The organism is Pseudonocardia autotrophica (genome assembly GCF_003945385.1).
Taxonomy (GTDB): Bacteria; Actinomycetota; Actinomycetes; order Mycobacteriales; family Pseudonocardiaceae; genus Pseudonocardia; species Pseudonocardia autotrophica.
Genome location: NZ_AP018920.1, coordinates 1853979 through 1873717 on the forward strand (window position 1 = coordinate 1853979; position 19739 = coordinate 1873717).

Here is a 19739-nt window from a genome sequence, read left to right on the forward strand (position 1 = left end):
AGGCTCCCGGGCCCGGGGTCAGGCTAGGTCGAGGACGCTGACCTCGCCGTCGCCGGTGACCCAGCCGGTGCGGCCGTCCGGGGAGACGGCGATCGCGGTCGGGTTCAGGGCGACGTCGGTGCTGCCGGCCTCCCGCCAGGTGGACGTGCGGATCACCTGCAGCCCCTGGTCGGTGACGGCGTAGAGGTGCCGTCCGTCCGGCGCGAACGCGAGACCGGTCGGTCCGCCCCGGGTCTCGGCGCCGGCGATCTCCCGTCCGTCGGCCGGGTCGAGGACCGTCACGGTGTTCGAGCCGGGGCCACCGACGGCGACCTGGGTCTCCGGCCCGGCGGACACGGCCACGGCCTCGGCGCCGCCGCGCACCGGATAGCTGCGGAGCACGGTGAGGCTGCTCGGATCCAGCACGGTCAGCTGGTCGGCGCCGCGGGTCGCGAGGTAGATGCGGTCGCCGGCGTCGTTGGTGGCGGCCGCGAACGGGTCCCGGGACACCGGGACCGAGCGGGTGACCGTCCCGGCGTACGGGTCCAGCTCGTCGACCACGCCCTCGGCGCGCGAGGGCACGTAGAGGAACCGCCCGTCCGGGGCGACGATCGCACCGGCCGGATCGGCGGTCGTCGACGTGACACCGAGCACCGCCGCCCCCGGCACGTCGACGACGGCGAGCTGTCCACCGTCGGGTCCGGCCAGGCTGACGAATGCGCGGGTGCCGTCGGGTGAGGTGGTGACGCCCTGCGGGGTCGCGGGCAGCGGGATCTCCGCGGTGACGGCGTCGGTGGCGCCGTCGAGCACCACCAGCCGGGGCTCGTCGGCCACGGCGACCAGCGCCGTCCGGCCGTCCGCGGTGGCCGCGACCGCGACCGGCTCCGCGCCGACCGGGACGGTCGCCCGGACCGTCGGGGACGACAGGCTCGCCGCGGCCGGGCCGGCGTCCGGCTGCGGGCCGAGGCCCGCGGCCGGGGCGCCGTCGGTGGCCGGGCGGTCCGTGCCGGCGCCGTCGCCGATGGATCCGGGTGCGAACATCGCCCACAGCGTGAGGGTGCCGAGCAGCACGATCGCCAGCGCGATGGCCAGCCCGGCCGGGGACACGCCGCGGCGGCCGTTGCGCGGCTTCGCGGACATGATCGCCTCACGGCGCGGGGTGATCGGCTTCTCCGGCGCGGCGTCGCCGGCCGGCCGGACCTCGGTGCGGGGCCCGGTGTCGGTGACCGCCCCGTCCCGGCCGGAGGCGGCGCGGGCCGCGGCCACCGACACGGCACCGAGCGAGGCGGCGGCCGCCACGTTGCCGGCTGCGGTGCCCCCGGCATTCTCGGTGTCGTCGGTGGCCCCGGTGTCCGTGCCGGGGGCGCCGTCGTGGTGCCCGGGTGCGCGGTGCGGTGTGTCGTCGGTGGGCGGAGTGTCCTGGGCCGGTGCGGCGGGCACCGGTGCGACCCGCGCGGTGACGTCCGCTCCGTCGGCACCGTCGGTACCCCGGCCGGGCCGCGCCGAGGGGCGGCCCTCCTGCGGTGTCCGGCCGCTGATCGGGCGCGGTCCGCGTCCGGGCGGCGGGGTGATCGCGTGCCGGGGGCGGCCGTCGTCGTCGAGGGCGGGGATGGTGACGGTGGCATCCGACGCCACGGGCGCAGCCGGCCGGGCCGGGGGGCCCGCGCGGCGTGCCGGGTCCCGCGGCGGCCTGCCGTCCGGCTGTGCCCACGGGGAGCGGTTGTCGGATCGCGGGTGGGGCTGCGACCCGGTGTTGCCGCCCGCAGGCAGATGTGCGCCGGTCCCGTCGGTGGTGGCCGCGGCGGCGTTCCCGTTGCGCCGGGCCGGTGTGCTCAGGGTCTGCTCGGACGGGGTCCGGCCGGTGGAGCCGGCGCCGGGTGCCGGTGCGCCCCGGGCCGGGTCGTCGTGTGGTTCGGGCCGCTGCGGCAGGCGGGCGGGCCCCGCGGGCCGATCCTGGTGGACGGGGCGGTCCGCGGGTGCGTCGGAGCCGTCACCGGTGCGGGTCCCCGCACCGGCCGGGGAGTCGTCGTGGGGACGGGTGGCGTCCTGGCGGGCGTCCGGTTCGGCGTCCTGGGAGGTCCTGGTGGGGAGCTCACCGAAGCCGCGGCCGGTGCCACCGCTGGGGGTCGCGAACAGGTCGCTGCCGGACAGCGCCGTCATCGCCGGGCCGGACGGAGCGCCGCCCATCGCCGGACGCGACGTGGACTCCCGCTCGGAGCGCTCCTGGGCGGGACGGCGGCGGCCGGGCATGGTCGGCCGGATGCCGGACGACGGGGTCGCCGGGCGCGCGTCCGGAGCCGGACGGCTCGGCGCGGCGGTGTTCGCGGACGCCGCCGGGTAGTGCCCGAGCAGCGCCCCGGGGGGCAGGATGTCGGTCTCCGGACCGTCCGCTCCCGGCCGGGGCGGCCAGCGCTTGGCGATCGGGCTGTGGGGGGCGGACTCGTCGGGGCGTGCGGCCCGGACGGGGCGGGCGACCGGGGTGTCCTCGTCCAGTGGACGGGGTGACGGCGCGATCGGAGGCACCACGGTCGGGGCGGGCTGGGTCGGCGGGACGTCACCCGGACCGAGCCGGTCGCCGCCCATGCGGGGGCGTCCGGTGGCCGGGGTCGGCGCGGCGTCCCCGGTGTCGTCCGTGGTCGTGGGGGTCTCGGGCTCCCCGTCGAACACGGGAGTCCCGGGGTGACCGGAGTCCTCCGGGGCCGCGGAGTCCGTGGGGGCTGCGGAGCCCTCGACGGTTTCGGAGTCCGTGCTGGTCGCGGAGCCCGTGGAGTCCCCGGAGCCTCTTGCGTCCCCGGCGCCTCTGACGTCGGTGGAGCCCGCGGTGTCACCGGTGGTCGTGGGGTCCGGGACGTCGGCCGGGCCGGTGCGGCGTGCCGAGTCGGTGGGACCGGTGAGGTCCGCGCGGGTGGGACCCGCTGACCCGGCTGGGTTCAGAGGCTCGGCGGGCCTGGTGGAGCTGGTGCGGTCCGTCGCGCCGGCTCGGCTTGCGGCGCCGGTCCGGTCGGCCGAGCCGGTGGTGCCTGCGGAGCCGGTGCGCTCCATGTCGCCGGCGTGATCCGTCGAGCCGGTCCGCTCCGTGGAGCCGGTGGAAGCTGAGAGGTTTCCGGCGGATGCGGTGTTCCGGGCCCGTTCCGCCGGTCCGGTCGACGCCGGTCCGGTCATCGCCGGCCCGGCAGTCCGCGTGGACCCGTCGGGAGCAGCACCGTCTGCAGGAGCACCGTCTGCAGGAGCACCGTCGACAGGAGCGCCACCGACGGACGAGCCGTCGACAGGAGCGCCGTTGAGGGGCGAGCTGATCACGGGCGAACCGTTGAGGGGGGAGCTGTTGACGGGGGAGCTGTTGACGGGGGAGCCGTCGACATCGGGGGCGAACGACGGCGGCGGCGCGAAGCGGTCCGCCGGAGTGTGCAGCGGGTCCGCCGACTCGGCGTCCGCGGTGTCGGGCAGCGGTCCGATACCGAGCGGGTCGTCGCCGAGATCACCGAGATCGGCGTAGTAGCCGTCGCCGTCGGTCCCGGAGGTGTCGTCCGGCCGGTCGTCGCCGGCGGCCTCCTCGGCTGCGAACGCCTTCGGGACGCCGGTGCCACCGGCACCGGGCGCCGGGCCGGGGCGCGGCGACGGTGTGGGGCGCGGGCCGGCCACGGACGAGACACCCGGAACGGAGCCGGGTGCCTCGTCCGTGGCGTCGGCGTGACCACTGCCCTCACGGACGAGATCGGCGAACCCGGAACCGGTGGACGTCGCCGCCGGGCCAGGGGCACCGGAGCGCCCGGCCGGTGACTCCTCGGGCCGGGACGACGACGGACCGGCCGAGCGGGCCGTTGCGTTCGTGGCGTCGGCGCCGGGATCGGTACCGGGTTCGGTGGCGGCGTCGGGGGAGCCCGCGGAACCCGACCGCATGACCAGGTCGACGAGGGATCCCGGGACCACGGGGACGCGGCCGGTCCGGATCGCCTCGCCGAGCCCGTCCGGGTCCGGTTCGGCGGCGTCGTCGCGTCCCGGCTGGCCGGGCGCCGACGTCATGCGTTCTGCGACGGTCGGGTGCACATAACGATCTGATTATCGCGAGCGGCGCCCGGGGCCTTGACCCCGGGTCGGCCCCCGATGCGTGCGGGCTCCCCCTGTGGAGCCGTCCGTCCTGGTACGGGCGTTGTCACGGCCCGCTCCGAGATCGCCGAACGGGAGTACCCCGATCGAGGTCAGCGAGATCGGCGGGATCCGTCCGATCGTGGTGGCCTCGATCTCGTCGTCGCGCTCGGTGCCGGGTCGCCGCCCCGGTCCGAGCAGCAGGGTGCCGGTGGCCGTCTCCTCCTCTTCGGCCGGCGCGTCCGGCTCATCCTCGGAGCCGGAGCCGGAGCCGGAGCCGGAGCCCGAGCGGGAGCGGGAGCCCGAACGGGGGCCGGAGTTGGGGCTGGAGCCCGAGCGCGAGCCGGAGCGGGAGCCCGAGCGGGACTTGGGGCCCGAGTCCGAGTCCGAGTCCGAGTCGGGGCCTGAGCCGGAGTCCGAGTCCGAGCCGGACATGCTCGACGCGTGCGACGACCGGTCGGGGACGGACGGGTCGGTGCGGACCGCCGGGGGCAGATCGTCGGCCGCGGTGCCGGACGACCAGACGAACGAGGCGCCGGTCCCGGTGAGCGCGGTGACCTCGGCATCCCGGCCGGCACCGCCGGTGTCGCTGCTGCCGGCGGTGCTGTGCACGACGCCGTCGTGCGGGCCGGACGGGCCGAACAGGGTCTCGTCCAGAGCCGCGGCGACCGGTTCGCGATCCAGCTCGGCGGAGAGCGCGCCGCGCATCCGGGACAGCTCGTCGCGGAGCTCGTCCCGCAGCGCGGCGAGGCGCCCGACGTCCCCGGTGACCCCGGCCCGCCGCTCGTCGATCCTGCGCAGCTCCTCGGCGGCCTCGTCCCGGGCGGCGGAGCGGATCTCGTCGGCGTCCCCGCGGGCGACCGACAGCAGCCGGTCCGCCTCCTCGGTCGCGCCGTCGAGCTGCCGCGCCACATCCTGCTCGCGCTCGGAGAGCTCGCGCTCACGGCGGGCGGCCTCGCGCTCCTGCTCGTCCAGCGCGGACCGACGGGCGGTGAACTCGCGGTCCAGGGTGGCGGCCCGGCCCAGCAGGGCCTCCTCGGTGCGGGTGCGCCGGTCCTCGGCCTCCTCGCGGGCCCGGGCGACGATGGCCTCCGCCTCGTCGGCCGCGCGGGTGCGCAGCTCGGCCGCCTCCCGCTCGGCGGCCTCCAGCACCCGCTCGACCCGGAGGCCGAAGCCGGCCTGCTCGGACGCGCCGGCCTCGACCTGCTGCTGCAACCGGCGGCTCTGCGCGCGGGCGGCGGACAGCGCCTGCTCGGCGGACTCGGCGCGCCGGATCTCGTCGTGGATCCGCCGGTCCAGGTCCGCGAGACGGGTCTCGACCTGGGCCCGGTCGTAGCCGCGGAGCACGACGGCGAACCAGGCCCCGTCCACGGTGCCGCCGGACTCGCGGCCGTCGGCTCCGGTCGGTGCGTCGGCGGCACGATGCGAGTGCCGCGACGCGCCGTACGCAGGGTCGGGACGTTGCGGACCGGACGTGGATCCGGACGGCGACGGCAGTGCGGTCACGATGAACCCCCCAGACGGGTGACCTTCTCGCCGCCCGACTCTCCTGGGGCGGCGTTCCGTCCAACGAGATCGGACGCATTCGGTCACGATCACGACGGCTCGCGCCCGGATTGCGGCCGAACACCACCCGATCGGCCGCCATACGGACGATCAGGGTGATGCGGAGGGTGACGAAGGGGTTCGTCGCAGTCAGAACGTGTCAGGACACCGGATCGACGGCGGCCCGATCAGAACTCGGAGTTCTGCATGCTGAGCGCCGCGTACTGCATGTAGTTCCACAGCTGCTCGCGGTGCTCGGGCGAGAGGTTCTCCTCGTCGACCGCGATCTGCATGCAGCGCAGCCAGGCGTCCCGCTGGATCGGGCCGATCGTGTACGGCGCGTGCCGCATCCGCAGGCGGGGGTGCCCGCGCTGCTCGGAGTAGGTGCGCGGACCGCCCCAGTACTGCTCCAGGAAGGTGCGCAGGCGCTCCTCGGCGGGGCCGAGGTCCTCCTCCGGGTACATCGGTCGCAGCACGTCGTCCCGAGCGACCTCCTCGTAGAACCGGTGGACGATCCGGTGGAAGACCGGAGCGCCGCCCACCTCGGCGTAGAAGTTCTGCGGTGCACTCACGTCGTCATCGTCTCAGCTCGGTCTCAGCCCTGCCGCTGGGCGCGCCCGTCCAGGGCTGCGGTGGGGAACAGCATCGGTCGCGGGATGCCGTGATCGTCGAACGCGTCGGTGATCGCGCCGTTCAGTGCGCGCTGCACCGCCCACTGACGGCCCGGCTTGACCCGGACGGTGAGCCGCAGCGTGATGCCCTCCGGGCTGATCCGGTCGACGCCGAGCACCTCGGGTGGTTCGAGGACGTCACCGGCGATGTCGTCCTGGGCTGCCCGCGCGGTCGCGGTGGCACCGGCCAGCTCGGTTGCCTGCTCGACGTCGGCGCTGTGCGCGATCGGCAGGTCCACCACGGCGACGGCGTAGCCCTGGCTCATGTTGCCCACGCGCAGGATCTCACCGTTGCGGACGTACCAGACGGTGCCCTGCAGATCGCGGATCGTGGTGATCCGCAGGCCGACCGCCTCGACGGTGCCGACCGCCTCGCCGACGTCGACGATGTCGCCGACCCCGTACTGGTCCTCGAGCAGCATGAACATGCCGGACAGGAAGTCGCGCACCAGGTTCTGCGCGCCGAAACCGATGGCCAGGCCGAGCACCCCGGCGCCCGCGAGCAGCGGGCCCAGCGGGTAGCCGAGCTCGTTCATCACCATCATCACCGCGACCAGCAGCACCACCGCGGAGACGATCGAGCGCAGTACCGACCCGATGGTGCGGGCGCGCTGCATCCGGCGCTGGGCACCGGGGGCGTCGCCGCTGCCGCGCCCGTCGGCGGGGGCGCGGCGCAGCCGCCGGGCCCGCCCGGCGAGCGCGGTGAAGGCGCCGTTGGTGGCGCCGTTGACCATCCGCGCGATCCCGCGGTGCGCCAGCCAGCGCACCAGGACCGCGATCAGGATGATCGAGGTGATCGAGACCGTGCGGCCGACGATGACATCGGCGTGCTGGGCGATGAAGTCGTTGTTGGTCCAGCGGTACAGCGTCGCGCACCAGGACCCCGGGTCCTGGGTGCACTGCGGCATGAGTGCGCTGGTGAGACCCGGTGCGGGGACCGGCGGGATGACCGTGTTGATCACGCGTCCTCCTCGGGGGCGGTGAGGGCTGCGTCGGCGCGACCCGCGGGACGGCGCTCGCCGGACGTCACCGACCGGGGTGCCCGGCGGATCGCGTGACCCGAGACTACGTCACCCGGACCGGTGGTCCGCAGCACCCAGGTGCGCCGGCAGGACGTGGTGTTCCGGCAGGTCGGGGGCCGGTTGCGGCGCGTCGAACACGGTGCGCACCGGGACCACCCCGCACCAGGCGAGGTCGGCCTCGACATCCGGGGCATCGTCCGACGGTGGGCCGGAGCGGCGCTTCACGCTGGCCTCGGTCAGGTCGAGCGCGAACAGCGCGGTCGCGGCGAGCTCGCGCCGGTCCGGCTGCCGTGCGTGGTCCCAGGCGCCCGGGGTGAGGTGCTCGACGATCGCGCGCAGCCCGTCCCACTTCTCGGCGGGGTCGGTGACTCGGCGGGCGGTCCCGTGCACGACGGCGCTGCGGTAGTTCATCGAGAAGTTCATCACCGCCCTGGCGTGCACGATCCCGTCGAGCTGGGTGACGGCGACGGAGCAGGGCAGCTCGTCGGCGCGCAGCCAGCCCGCTCCGGTGGATCCGTGCAGGTAGAGGGTGTCGCCCGCGCGTCCGTAGGCGGTGGGGAGCACGACCGGGGCGCCGTCACGGACGAACCCGACGTGGCAGACCAGGCCCTCGTCGAGCAGGGCGTGCAGCTCGGCGGGATCGGTGGCGGCGCGGTCGGGCTTGCGGCCCAGGGTGCTGCGGGTGGTGGGGGAGAGCGTCACGCGGCCAGCGTGCCCGGAGGTAGTGGCATCCTGGAACGGCCAATCCTGCGCTGATCGGAAAGGCCGATTCCGATGGACGTCCCCCCGCTCCCACTCGACCGCGGCTCGCCGGTGCCGCTCGCGGTGCAGCTCGCCGACGGTCTGCGCGGGGCGGCGGTCGGCGGGATGCTGCGGCCCGGTGACCGGCTGCCATCGACCCGGGCGCTGGCGACCGCACTGGGGGTGAGCCGGACGGTCACCGCCGCCGCCTTCGACCAGCTGCTCGCGGAGGGCTGGGTGGCCGGCCGCGTGGGGGCCGGCACCTACGTCACCGCCCTGCCGGTGGGCCTGCCGGGTGGCGCCGACCGGCCGGCGGCGGCCGGTGCGGAGCGGGCACCCGGCCCGGCCGGGGCCGGTGTGCCCGACGCGCTCGATCCCGGCCGGCCGTGTGTCGCGGCCCTGGACCGGGCGATGTGGCGCCGCGCGTGGCGGGCCGCCGCCGATCCGGAACCCGACGACGCACCGCGGCCGGACGGCCTGTCCGGGTTCCACACCGCCGTCGTCGAGCACCTGCTGCGGCACCGCGGGCTGGCCCCGGACGACGTGCTCAGTACCGCGGGCACCTCGGCCGCGGTCGCCGAGCTGGCCCGGCTGCTGCCCGCCGGCGCCCGGGTCGCGGTCGAGGAGCCCGGCTACCGGCGCGCGGTCTCCGCACTGCGCGCCGCCGGGCTGCGGATCGTGCCCGTCCCGGTGGACGACGACGGCCTGGTCGTCGACGCCGTCCCGGCCGGCTGCGCGGCCGTGTACGTCACCCCGGCGCACCAGTTCCCGACCGCGGTGCGGATGCCCGCGGCGCGCCGGGTCGCGCTGGTCGAGCGGGCCCGGGAGGAGGGCTTCCTGATCATCGAGGACGACTACGACGGCGAGCTCCGCTACGACGTCGCGCCGCTGCCGCTGCTGGCCGCGCTCGCCCCGGACCGGGTGGTGCACCTCGGCACCGCCAGCAAGATCGTCAGCCCGACGCTGGGCGTCGGCTGGGCGCTCGCCCCGGCGCCGGTGCTCGCCGCGTGGCGGGACCTGCGCGACCGGACCGGGACCAGGCCGTCGCCCGCCGGGCAGCGGGTGCTGATCGCGATGGCCCGGCACGGCGACCTGTCCCGGCACCTGCGGCGGCTGCGCCGGGAGCTGCGCGAGCGGCGGGCCCTGGTGCTCGCCGCCGCGGCCGGGGCCGGCTGGCGGGCGCACGGCGACCCGGCCGGGGCGCATCTCGTACTGCGCGGGTTCGCCGGGACCGAGGCTGCGCTGATCGCCGCTGCCGCCGGGCGCGGGATCGTGGTCCGCGGTCTGGCCGAGTACCACGACGGGCCGCCGCGGACGTCCGGGCTGGTGGTCGGCTACGCCGCGGGTACCCGGGCCGACCTGCGCCGCGCGCTGGCCCGGCTGACCGGCTGATCGGGCGTGCGGCGGGGCCGCCTACCCTCGGAGCCCATGAGTTCCGAGCGGGTCAGGGTGGCTGTCGTCTTCGGCGGCCGCAGTTCCGAGCACGCGATCAGCTGCGTCTCCGCGGGCAGCGTGCTGACCCACCTGGACCGGGACCGGTTCGAGGTGATCCCGGTCGGCATCAGCCGTGACGGCGCCTGGGTCGTCGGGCCGGGCGACCCGGAGCAGCTGACGATCTCCGGACGCACCCTGCCCGAGGTCGACGCCGGCGCGGACGCACTGGTCCTCCCCGGGGAGCCCGGGCGCGGCCTGGTCCGGCTGGACGCCGGGCGGGCCGGCGAGGCGCTCGCCGACATCGACGTCGTGTTCCCGATCCTGCACGGCGCGTTCGGTGAGGACGGCACCGTGCAGGGGCTGCTGGAGATGGCCGGCGTGCCCTACGTCGGCGCCGGTGTGCTCGCGTCCGCGGTCGGGATGGACAAGGAGTTCGCCAAGAAGCTGCTGCGCGCGGAGGGCCTGGACGTCGCCGAGGGCGTCGTGCTCCGGCCGGGCACCGACATCGGCTTCGCCGACCGCGACCGGCTCGGGCTGCCGCTGTTCGTCAAGCCGGCCCGCGCCGGATCGTCGATGGGGGTGAGCCGGGTGACCGACCCGGCCGCGCTGGACGCCGCGATCGCCCAGGCCCGCCTGCACGACCCGAAGGTGCTGGTCGAGGCCGCCGTGCCGGGCCGCGAGGTGGAGTGCGCGGTGCTGGAGTTCCCGGACGGCAGCGTCCGGGCCAGCCTGCCCGCCGGGCTCCGCTACTCCGGCGAGTTCTACGACTTCGACTCCAAGTACCTCGACGTCTCCGAGCTGGACATACCGGCGAAGCTGGACGACGAGATCACCGAGTCGGTGCGCTGGAAGGCGATCACCGCGTTCCGGGCGCTGGACGTGCAGGGGCTGGCCCGGGTCGACTTCTTCGTGACCGACGAGGGCGCGATCACGGTGAACGAGGTCAACACGATGCCCGGGTTCACCGCCAGCTCGGCGTTCCCCAAGATGTGGGCGGTGACCGGGCTCGACTACCCCGAGCTGCTGACGACGCTGGTCGAGACCGCGCTGCGGCGGGGGACCGGCCTGCGGTAGCTACCGCACCTGCACCGGCTGCCCTGGCAGGGTGGCGCCGACCGCGTCGGCGACCGCCTGCAGCGGGCCCGGCCCGGTCTCGGTGGGAGCGCTGAGCTCCAGGTACACCTCGCGGTCGACGACGGCGTAGGTGTCCGAACGGGCGTCCGGCGCGCCGGTCAGCGGCAGCCAGTTCACCCCGTTGACGACGATCAGCGGCGAGGTCGGCCCCAGCTCCGCCGGCCGCTCGGTGCCGCAGCGCAGCACCACCGGCTCCGGCTCGGCCGCCCAGACCAGGGCGCCCGGTGTGTCGGGGGCCTGCTCGCGGCCCACCATCGGCGGATCGCCGGGGAGCTCGGCCGGGAGCGCGTCGAGCACGGCGCGGCAGGCGGGGGTGGCAGCCTGCGGTGCCGCGACGGCGGGCAGCGAGATCGGCCCGGTGTCCGGGCCTGCGGTGAGCCGGGTGTGGATGCCGAGCCCGGCGACGACGAGCGCCAGCAGCAGGGGCAGGGCGACGGCCACCGCGGTGAACGGTGGGACGCGTCGGTTCCCGGCCCCTGCCACGGTCGCGGGCCGGATCAGTTGAGCTTGACCACGGGGCAGGTGAGCGTGCGGGTGATCCCGTTCACGTTCTGCACCCGTGCGACGACGAGCCGGCCGAGCTCGTCGACGTCGTCGGCCTCGGCGCGCACGATCACGTCGTACGGTCCGGTGACGTCCTCCGCCGAGATGACCCCCGGCAGGCCTCCGATCTCGGAGGCGACGGAGGCGGCCTTGCCGACCTCCGTCTGGACGAGGATGTATGCCTGCACCACGGCGTGCCCCTTTCCGGTACGTGCCGCCCTGCCGGATGGTTGACGGCAGGAATGTCGGACGCCGAACCTACCGGAGGCAGCCCCCGTGTCCCCATCCGCGATCACGCCCGAGGGCGGTTCCGAGGCGAGCGTCTCATTGAGGGAGGTGGGTGAGTTCCGGGTGATCGACCGGATCACCACCGACCGTGTCCAGCCGGACACCACCCTGCTGGGGCCCGGCGACGACTCGGCGGTCGTCGCCGCCCCGGACGGACGGGTGGTGGCCTGCACCGATGTCCTCGTCGAGGGCGTGCACTTCCGGCTGGACTGGTCCACCCCCGAGCAGGTGGGCCGCAAGGCGGCCGCGGCGAACATGGCCGATGTGGCCGCGATGGGCGCGGTGCCCACCTCGTTGCTGGTCGGGCTGGCCTGCCCGTCCGAGACGCCCGCGAAGCAGCTCGAGGAGCTGGCCGACGGCCTGTGGGCGGAGGCGTCGTCGGCGGGTGCCGGGCTGGTCGGAGGCGACCTGACGTCGGGGCCGGTGATGGTGGTGTCGGTCACCGCGCTCGGGTCGTTGCAGGGCCGGGAGCCGGTGCTGCGGTCCGGCGCCCGGCCGGGTGACCGGGTCGCGGTGTGCGGACGGCTGGGCTGGTCGGCGGCCGGGCTGGCGGTGCTCGGCCGCGGGTTCCGGTCGCCGGCGGAGCTGGTGAACGCGCACCGGGTGCCCGTTCCGCCCTACGCCGCCGGTCCGGCGGCGGCGGCCGCCGGTGCCACCTCGATGATCGACGTGTCGGACGGGCTGCTGGCCGATCTGGCGCACGTGGCGCGCGCCTCCGCGGTGGCGGTGCGGTTGCGGTCGCGGGCGTTCACGGTCCCGGCCAGACTGGCCGAGATCGGCTCCGCGCTCGGTCTGGACCCGCTGCGCTGGCTGCTCACCGGGGGCGAGGACCACGCGCTGGTCGCGACGTTCCCGCCGGACACGGCGCTGCCGGCGGACTGGGCCGAGGTGGGCACGGTGGAGCCGGCCGACTCCGCCGGCCCGGAGGTCACGGTGGACGGGCGGCCCTACGACGGCGACGCCGGATGGATCCACTTCGCGAAATATTGATTCCACGGGGGCTTGCGAGTGCGCCTGTTCGGGTGACAGGGTCCTTGACGTTCGTGTTGATTCGGGCGTTCTGTCCGGATAATCCGCCACACGAGGAGATGTCACCGTGGACAACCTGGGCGTGCTCAGCCTGCTGGCGCTCACCCCGATCCTCGTCGTCGCGATCCTGCTCGTCGGCCTGCGCTGGCCGGCGAAGTACGCGATGCCGCTGGGCTTCGTGGTCGCGGCGCTGATCGGCGCACTGGTGTGGGGGATGGACACCACCACGATCGCCGCCGCCTCCCTGGAGGGGCTGGTGATCGCGGGCGGGCTGCTCTACATCATCTTCGGTGCCCTGCTGCTGTTGCAGACGCTCACCCAGAGCGGGGCGCTGGCCACCATCCGTTCCGGCTTCACCAGCATCAGTGGTGACCGCCGGGTCCAGGCGATCATCATCGGCTGGTTGTTCGGGTCGTTCATCGAGGGGGCCGCCGGCTTCGGCGCACCGGCCGCGGTGATCGCGCCGCTGCTGCTCGCGCTCGGCTTCCCGGCGCTGGCCGCGGTGCTGGTCGGCATGGTCATCCAGTCCACCCCGGTCAGCTTCGGTGCGGCCGGCACACCGGTGCTCACCGGTATCGGCCAAGGGCTCTCCGGATCACCCGAGGTGGACGCCCGGATGGCCGTGCTCGGGCTGGACCAGGCCGGCTACCTCTCGCAGATCGGGTTCCAGGTCGCCGCGCTGCACGCCGTCGCCGGCACCCTGATCCCGCTGTTCCTGGTCTGCCTGCTGACCCGCTTCTTCGGCGCGAACCGCAGCTTCGCCGAGGGCCTGGCGATCTGGCCGTTCGCGCTCTACGCCGCGTTCGCGATGACCGTCCCGTCGGTGCTCGTCGCCGGGCTGCTCGGCCCGGAGTTCCCGTCGCTGCTCGGCGGCCTGATCGGGCTGGCACTGGTGATGTTCACCTCCAGCCGCGGATTCCTGATGCCCGAGCGGAACTGGGACTTCCCGCCGCGCGAGCAGTGGCTGGACCGCTGGATCGGCAACATCGAGCCGGACACCTCGGTCGCCGGCACCCGGATGAGCACCTGGCTGGCCTGGCTGCCCTACGTCCTCGTCGCCGCGATCCTGGTGCTCACCCGGACCATCGAGCCGATCAAGGAGGCGCTGCAGGCCGTGGCGATCGGCCCGTCCGACATCCTCGGAACCGGCATCGCCGCCGACGTGCAGGTGCTGTACTCGCCGGGCGGGATCTTCCTGCTGGTCTGCCTGATCACCTACGTGATGCACCGGATGAACGGGCGGAAGATCGCCCGGTCCTGGACGGTGTCGGCGGGCCAGCTCGCCGGCGCGGCGGTCGCCCTGCTGTTCGCGGTGCCGCTGGTCCGGATCCTGATCAACTCCGGCGCCGAGTTCAACACCACCGGGCTGGACAGTATGCCGCTGACCCTCGCCGAGGGCGCGGCCAGCCTGGCCGGGACGTCGTGGCCGATCCTGGCGCCCTGGATCGGTGCGCTCGGTGCGTTCGTCGCGGGCAGCAACACGGTGTCGAATCTGACGTTCGCGCTGTTCCAGTTCGCCACCGCGGAGAACACCGGCGCCGTGCCGGAGACCGTCGTCGCCACCCAGGCGGTCGGCGGCGCGGCGGGCAACATGGTGACCGTGCACAACATCGTCGCGGCATCGGCGACGGTCGGCCTGCTCGGCAAGGAGGGCGACGTCATCCGGATGACGATCCTGCCGACGATCTACTACTGCCTGCTCACCGGTGGACTGTCGTTCGTGCTGATCTACGGGCTCGGCTTCAACATCGGTACCGCGCTGCTGGCGCTGGTGCTGATGACACTGGCCGCGGTCGTCGTCGGGCTGCGCCGGTCGATGCCGGTCCGGACCTGACCCGACCGGGCCTCGGCCACAACCGGCCACACCCGGACGCACGTCGGCCCGGTCACGCATGCGTGACCGGGACGGTGTCGGTGCGGGGTGCTCCGGGGGGAGCGCCGTTCAGCTGCCGCGGCGCCAGAACAGCAGGACCCGGCGGAGCCGCCCGCGCAGCCGCGGGTGCCCGGGAACGGAGCGCTGTGGCGTCGGGAACTGCCGGAACTCCGGCGGCGGTGGGGTCATGCCCGCTGCCGGAAGGGTCGGCGGGTCCATCGCGACGAGGGTCTGCGGGAAATGACGGGCGGACGGGGTCACGGACTGCTCCACGACCGCTCCATCGCCCTGAGTGGTCGTTCCGTTACCGGTGGTCTGCCGCACGAAGCCTCCTCGATGTGCCGGCCCGCGCACCGTCGACGGGAGGGCGCCGGCACGACCCGGGGGTCCGGGCGGGGCGCGGGAGGCCCGCGGAGCGGGCGGTCACCGGGAGCGCGGGCGACGATGCCTGCACGGTGCAGGGTAGTACGCACGGCCGGCCGGAAAGCGTGCGGTGCCTCACCCGGACAGCCGGTCACCGGCCCCGATCGGGCTACCGTACGAGATCGGTGCGACGGACGGTCGTCGGACAGCGGAGCGGAGGTGTCGGGGCCGGTGACAGGAGTGGCCTGGGCGGCACTGGCGGGGTTGGTCCTCGCCGGGGTGCTGCTGGTCCTCACGCACCGGCGGATCGAGCACCTGGAGCGGGCCGACACCGCACGCAAGTGGGATCTGCTCGCGCTGCGCGCCGAGCTGGGTGCGCTGCGCGGCGAGCTGCGCTCGGGACAGCCGCGTCCGCGGGACGGGGCCGCGCCTGCTCCCCGGCGCGCGACCCGTGCCGACCCGCCGGCCCAGCCGACCACGGGCCCGACGGCCTGGCGCCGGTCGCACCGCCGCACCGCACGCCGGTCGCGTCGCCAGACCTACTGACCGGCGCGCGGTCACGGCAGCATCCAGCCCAGCACCGGCGTCGCCTGCAGCGCGATGATCGCGGACAGCACGACCAGCATGCCGAGGCTCCACCCGATCACCCGGCGCAGCAGCACGCCCTCCTGCCCCTCCAGCTTCACCGCGACGCAGGCGATCGTCAGGTTCTGCGGGGACAGCATCTTGCCCAGCACACCGCCGGACGAGTTCGCCGCGGCCAGCAGGTCCGGCGGGAGCCCGGCACTGTTCGCCGCCGTCACCTGCAGCGACCCGAACAGTGCGTTCGCCGAGGTGTCCGAACCGGTGACGGCCACCGCGAACCAGCCCAGCACCGGCGACAGGAACGCCAGCGCGCCGCCCGCCCCGGCGATCAGCAGCCCGATCGCGGTGGTCTGCGCCGACGCGTTCATCACGTAGGCCAGCGCGAGCACCGACGTGACGGTGACGATCGCCCACCGCAGGTCGTGCACCGTCTCGCCCCAGATCCGCAGCGCCCGGCGGGCGGACACCCCGAGCAGCGCGGCGATGATCACCGCGGCGACCACCATCAGCGTTCCGGCGGTGGACACCCAGGTCAGCGTGTACGCCGTGCTGCTGTGCGGCTCCCCCTGCGGATCGAGCACCGCCATCCCCGGCCAGTCGAAGGCCAGCTTCAGCGAGTCCAACACACCCTTGAGCCCGGGGATCTGGGCGAGCGCGAACACCGCGACGATCACCACGTAGGGCAGGTAGGCGAGCCGGATGTCGCGCGGCGTGTCCGCCGGCTCCCCGTCGTCGGGGCCGGCCGTCCCGGCGCCGACCCGGGCGGGCCGGCGGGCCGCCCACGCCGCGCCCGGCCGCAGCCGGGCCAGTCCGACGATCGCCAGCGCACCGGCCAGCGAGGCGACGATGTCGGTCAGCTCCACCGACACGAAGTTCGAGGTGAGGAACTGGCCGAGCGCGAAGACCACGCCACCGGCGAGGGCCGGCTGCCAGGCCTCCCGGATCCCGCGGACGCCGTCCACGATGAACACCAGCACCAGCGGCACGAACAGGGCCAGCAGCGGCGTCTGGCGTCCGACCACCGACGACACCTGGTCCAGCGGGAGCCCGGAGACCCGGGCCAGCGTGATGACCGGGACACCCATCGCGCCGAACGCGACCGGTGCGGTGTTCGCGACCAGCGCGATCACCGCGGCCTTCAGCTTGTCGAAGCCGAGCGCGATCAGCATCACCGCGGTGATCGCGACCGGGGCGCCGAACCCGGCGAGCGCCTCCAGCAGCCCGCCGAAGCAGAACGCCACCAGGATCGCCTGGGTGCGGGTGTCCGACGACAGCGCGCCGAAGCTGCGCCGCAGCACGTCGAAGTGCCCGGTGGAGACGGTCATGTTGTAGACCCAGAGCGCGTTCACCACGATCCAGAGGATCGGGAACAGCCCGAAGAACGCGCCGTGCGACGCGGCCAGCAGTGCCTGCCCGGCCGGCATCGCGAACCCCGCGACGGCGACGACGAGCGCCACCGCCAGGCCGGACAGCGCCGCCCACTGGGCCTTGAGCCGGAACACGCCCAGCAGCACGAAGACGGTGGCGAGCGGGAGCATCGACACCATGGCCGAGGTGACCAGGGAGCCGCCGACGGCCTCCGGATCCTGCTGGTAGGGGCCCTGGGCGAGGGCCGTGAGGGTGTCCGACGAGAGGGGCGGCGCTGACCATTTCGTCATGGAGCGGAGTCTGGCATCCGCATCGCGGAATTGCAGGATGGAACGTTGCTTGATAAGTCAGTGCGTCCGGGAACCCGGGGGTGCGATGCCCGGATCGCTCACACCCCCGGCCGGGACTCAGCGGCGGGGCAGTGCCACCCCGCGGATGCTGGCGTCGAGCAGCTGCACCGGATGCAGCAGCGGGACGTCGGCGAACGCGGTGTCCCCGGAGGGACCGCTGCTGCCGGAGGAGCCGCTGCCCTCGGAGGATCCGGGCAGGTACTTGGCGATCTGCAGCAGGCAGCCCGGGTTCGCGGTGACGACGACGTCGGGCTTCGCGTCCCGGATCTTCCCGGCCTTGCGCTCACCGAGCTCGGCGGCCGCGTCCGGCATGATCATGTTGTAGATCCCGGCGGAGCCGCAGCACAGCGACGCCTCGGCGATGTCGACCAGCTCCAGCTCCGGCACCGTCCGCAGCACCTCCCGCGGCTGGGAGCGCACGCCCTGGGCGTGCCCGAGATGGCACGCGTCGTGATAGGCGACCCGGCCGCGGACCGGGGTCCTCGGGGCACGCGGCCCGCCGTCGTCGGACTCGGGGCGCGAGTACAGCTCGGCGAGCACCTCGTGCACGTCCCGGCAGCGCGCGGAGAACGCGGCGGCCCGGGCTGCCCACTCCGGGTCGTCGGCGAGCAGGTGGCCGTAGTCCTTCATCGACGAGCCACAGCCCGCGACGTTGGTGACGACCGCGTCGACGTCGAGCGTCTCGAACCGGGCGATCGTGCGCCGGGCCCTGGCCAGCGCCGACTCCTCGCGGCCGGCGTGCACCTCCAGTGCACCGCAACACTGCTGGTCACGCGGCACCAGCACGTCGCAGCCCTCGGCGGCGAGCACCCGCAGGGTGGCCTCGTTGACCCGGTGGAAGAACACGTCCTGCACGCAGCCGGTGAGCAGCGCGACCCGGGCCCGGCGGCGTCCGACGGCGGGGGTGTGCACCGGCAGCGTGGCGAAGGCCTCGCGGACGGAGACCGGCGGCAGCAGCGACTCCATGGCGGCGAGCCGCCGCATCGTTCCGGCCGGCAGCCGGCCGGGCAACGTCTCCGCCAGCTTCCGGATCGCCGGGACGGCGCGCAGCTTCTGGTAGAGCGCGCCGGGCAGCGCGGCCACCCGCAGCCGCCGCCGGTAGGGGAACAGCGCGAAGATCGCGTCCCGGAACAGCTTGTCCGCCCGGTTGCGGGGGACGTTGCGCTCGATCTGCGGGCGCACCGACTCCAGCAGCTTGTCGTACTGCACGCCGGACGGGCAGGCCGTCACGCAGGCCATGCAGCCCAGGCAGTTGTCCATGTGCTGGGTGAAGGGGCCGTCGAGCCCGATATCCCCCTTCTCGGCCAGGTCCATCAGCAGGATCCGGCCGCGCGGGGAGTCCATCTCCTCGCCCCACAGCACGTAGGTCGGGCAGGTCGGCAGGCAGAACCCGCAGTGCACGCAGTCGTCGAGCAGTTCCCGCTCCGGCGGGTGCACGCCGTCGAACGCGGACGGCTGGGCGGGGTCGTGGGTGCTCGTCATGCGTGCCTCACATCCAGGGGTCGAAGCGACCGGCGGCGAACCGGGCCTCGGGGTCGAGCTGGGTCTTGACGGCCTTGAGCAGGGCGAGTGCGGACGGTGCCGGGCCCCAGGCCGGGGCATCGAGTGCGTCCGGACGGTCCCGCAGCACCGAGGTGCCGCCGGCCGCGGCCACCGCCTCGTGCACCTCGGCGACCGCCGCGCCGGGCACGGTCACCGTGGCGACGCCGGTGGCCAGGCCCGCGGTGACGGCGGTGGCGGGCAGACCGGCGAGCAGCGGGGCGAGCCGGGCGGGCGCGCAGCCGATCCGGACGACGGCGCCGGCCGCCGGATCGGCGGCACCGCTCCCGGCCGGATCGGCGATGCCCGCCCCGGCCACGGCGGTCGCCGAGGTGCCGGCCGGGCCGGCGGCGACGGTGACCTGCGCCGGGTCCGGCTGTCCCGGCGTGCCCCCGGTCAGCGCGGCGTGCCGGGCCCATCCCTCCGGTCCGATCTCGCGGGCGCCGTCGCCGAGCAGCTCCAGCAGCCGTCCGGTGCGCACCGGCAGGGTGTCGACCCCGCCCTCCAGCCGGACCAGCAGCGTCCCCGGGTCACCGGACACCCACTCGGCCGCGATCGGCTCCAGCGGGCTCGCCATCAGCCGCTGCACGTGCCCGGCGGCGGCGTCCACCGGTCCGTCGATCGCGATGCAGGCGGTCGCCTTCGGCGCCGGGTGCAACCGCAGAACCACCTCGACCAGCGGGCCGAACGTGCCGTACGACCCGTGCATCAGCTTGGCCATGTCGTAGCCGGCCACGTTCTTGATCACGTGTCCGCCGCTGCGGACCATCGTGCCGTCGGCGAGCACCGTCGTCGTGCCGATCACGAGATCCCGCATGCCGCCGTAGACCAGCGCGGACGGTCCCGCGTCGGCGGTCGCGACGAGCCCGCCGACGGTCGCGCCGCGGTCGATCCGGGCGGCGTCCAGGGCCAGCCGCTGGCCGTGCTCGGCCAGTTGTTCCTGCAGCTCACGGACCGGTGTCCCGGCGTGCACCGAGACCGTCATGTCGCCGGGATTGTGGGTGATCACCCCGGACAGCCCGGACAGGTCGATCGTGGCGTCGGGCTCGGCGGGCCGCCCGGCCCAGCGGCGGGCGGTGCCCGCTCCGGAGATCGCGAGCCGGCCCGGGGTGTCCAGGACGGCGTCGCGGACCTCCTTCGCCGAGGCCGGGCGCAGCGTGGTGGGTGCAGCGCGGGTCATGGTTCGGGC

At 74.9% G+C, this 19739-nt stretch carries 16 protein-coding genes; 5 read left to right on the forward strand and 11 right to left on the reverse strand.

Annotated features, from left to right (window positions below; translation table 11 throughout):
* Nucleotides 1–18: 18 nt before the first annotated feature.
* The 5 genes from Pdca_RS08910 to Pdca_RS08935 all read right to left on the reverse strand — a co-directional run bounded on the left by Pdca_RS08910 (nucleotide 19) and on the right by Pdca_RS08935 (nucleotide 8005).
* Nucleotides 19–4002: a hypothetical protein gene (locus Pdca_RS08910; RefSeq protein ID WP_158092297.1), complete on the reverse strand. Its 3984-nt coding sequence runs from the start codon at nucleotides 4000–4002 to the stop codon at nucleotides 19–21.
* Nucleotides 4003–4038: 36 nt separating this feature from the next.
* Entirely contained in the window at nucleotides 4039–5571 is a 1533-nt protein-coding gene (locus Pdca_RS08920) for a hypothetical protein (RefSeq protein WP_125911333.1), read from the reverse strand.
* Between the two features lie 227 nt (nucleotides 5572–5798).
* A complete protein-coding gene (locus Pdca_RS08925) occupies nucleotides 5799–6182 on the reverse strand; it encodes a globin (RefSeq protein ID WP_085915674.1) in 384 nt (127 codons plus the stop codon).
* Between the two features lie 23 nt (nucleotides 6183–6205).
* The gene (locus tag Pdca_RS08930; RefSeq protein ID WP_085915706.1) at nucleotides 6206–7189 is read right to left on the reverse strand and encodes a mechanosensitive ion channel family protein; all 984 of its coding nucleotides are present in this window, start codon (nucleotides 7187–7189) and stop codon (nucleotides 6206–6208) included.
* Between the two features lie 162 nt (nucleotides 7190–7351).
* Nucleotides 7352–8005 carry a pyridoxamine 5'-phosphate oxidase family protein gene (locus Pdca_RS08935; RefSeq protein ID WP_085915675.1) on the reverse strand — a complete coding sequence of 218 codons (654 nt, stop codon included), beginning with the start codon at nucleotides 8003–8005 and terminating at the stop codon, nucleotides 7352–7354.
* A gap of 72 nt (nucleotides 8006–8077) precedes the next feature.
* On the opposite strand from Pdca_RS08935, the gene Pdca_RS08940 reads away from it, so the two are divergent.
* Complete coding sequence (locus tag Pdca_RS08940) at nucleotides 8078–9436, forward strand: aminotransferase-like domain-containing protein (protein ID WP_085915676.1); 1359 nt, start codon at nucleotides 8078–8080, stop codon at nucleotides 9434–9436.
* 36 nt (nucleotides 9437–9472) lie between these two features.
* Nucleotides 9473–10552, forward strand: a complete 1080-nt coding sequence (locus Pdca_RS08945; protein ID WP_085915677.1) for a D-alanine--D-alanine ligase family protein — start codon at nucleotides 9473–9475, stop codon at nucleotides 10550–10552.
* Here Pdca_RS08945 and Pdca_RS08950 read toward each other — a convergent pair whose 3' ends face one another.
* Both Pdca_RS08950 and Pdca_RS08955 read right to left on the reverse strand, forming a co-directional pair.
* On the reverse strand, nucleotides 10553–11053 hold the full coding sequence (locus tag Pdca_RS08950; protein ID WP_158092298.1) for a DUF3515 domain-containing protein: 501 nt from the start codon (nucleotides 11051–11053) through the stop codon (nucleotides 10553–10555).
* A gap of 56 nt (nucleotides 11054–11109) precedes the next feature.
* Nucleotides 11110–11346, reverse strand: a complete 237-nt coding sequence (locus tag Pdca_RS08955) for an Lrp/AsnC family transcriptional regulator (RefSeq protein ID WP_085915679.1) — start codon at nucleotides 11344–11346, stop codon at nucleotides 11110–11112.
* Between the two features lie 100 nt (nucleotides 11347–11446).
* Here Pdca_RS08955 and Pdca_RS08960 point away from each other — a divergent pair, with 100 nt between their 5' ends.
* Nucleotides 11447–12433, forward strand: a complete 987-nt coding sequence (locus Pdca_RS08960) for a thiamine-phosphate kinase (RefSeq protein ID WP_269462864.1) — start codon at nucleotides 11447–11449, stop codon at nucleotides 12431–12433.
* 106 nt (nucleotides 12434–12539) lie between these two features.
* Nucleotides 12540–14306 carry an L-lactate permease gene (locus Pdca_RS08965; protein ID WP_085915681.1) on the forward strand — a complete coding sequence of 589 codons (1767 nt, stop codon included), beginning with the start codon at nucleotides 12540–12542 and terminating at the stop codon, nucleotides 14304–14306.
* 108 nt (nucleotides 14307–14414) lie between these two features.
* Here the strand turns inward: Pdca_RS08965 and Pdca_RS08970 are convergent, their stop codons facing one another.
* Nucleotides 14415–14618 (reverse strand): hypothetical protein, encoded by a 204-nt coding sequence (locus Pdca_RS08970; RefSeq protein ID WP_085915682.1) that lies wholly within the window; start codon nucleotides 14616–14618, stop codon nucleotides 14415–14417.
* A gap of 321 nt (nucleotides 14619–14939) precedes the next feature.
* On the opposite strand from Pdca_RS08970, the gene Pdca_RS08975 reads away from it, so the two are divergent.
* Nucleotides 14940–15254 (forward strand): hypothetical protein, encoded by a 315-nt coding sequence (locus Pdca_RS08975; RefSeq protein WP_125911334.1) that lies wholly within the window; start codon nucleotides 14940–14942, stop codon nucleotides 15252–15254.
* A gap of 11 nt (nucleotides 15255–15265) precedes the next feature.
* On the opposite strand, the gene Pdca_RS08980 is transcribed toward Pdca_RS08975, so the two are convergent.
* The 3 genes from Pdca_RS08980 to Pdca_RS08990 all read right to left on the reverse strand — a co-directional run bounded on the left by Pdca_RS08980 (nucleotide 15266) and on the right by Pdca_RS08990 (nucleotide 19730).
* Nucleotides 15266–16951 carry an L-lactate permease gene (locus Pdca_RS08980; protein ID WP_085915684.1) on the reverse strand — a complete coding sequence of 562 codons (1686 nt, stop codon included), beginning with the start codon at nucleotides 16949–16951 and terminating at the stop codon, nucleotides 15266–15268.
* A gap of 117 nt (nucleotides 16952–17068) precedes the next feature.
* Complete coding sequence (locus Pdca_RS08985; protein ID WP_085915685.1) at nucleotides 17069–18493, reverse strand: (Fe-S)-binding protein; 1425 nt, start codon at nucleotides 18491–18493, stop codon at nucleotides 17069–17071.
* Nucleotides 18494–18500: 7 nt separating this feature from the next.
* A complete protein-coding gene (locus tag Pdca_RS08990; RefSeq protein WP_085915686.1) occupies nucleotides 18501–19730 on the reverse strand; it encodes an FAD-binding oxidoreductase in 1230 nt (409 codons plus the stop codon).
* Between the last annotated feature and the right edge of the window lie 9 nt (nucleotides 19731–19739).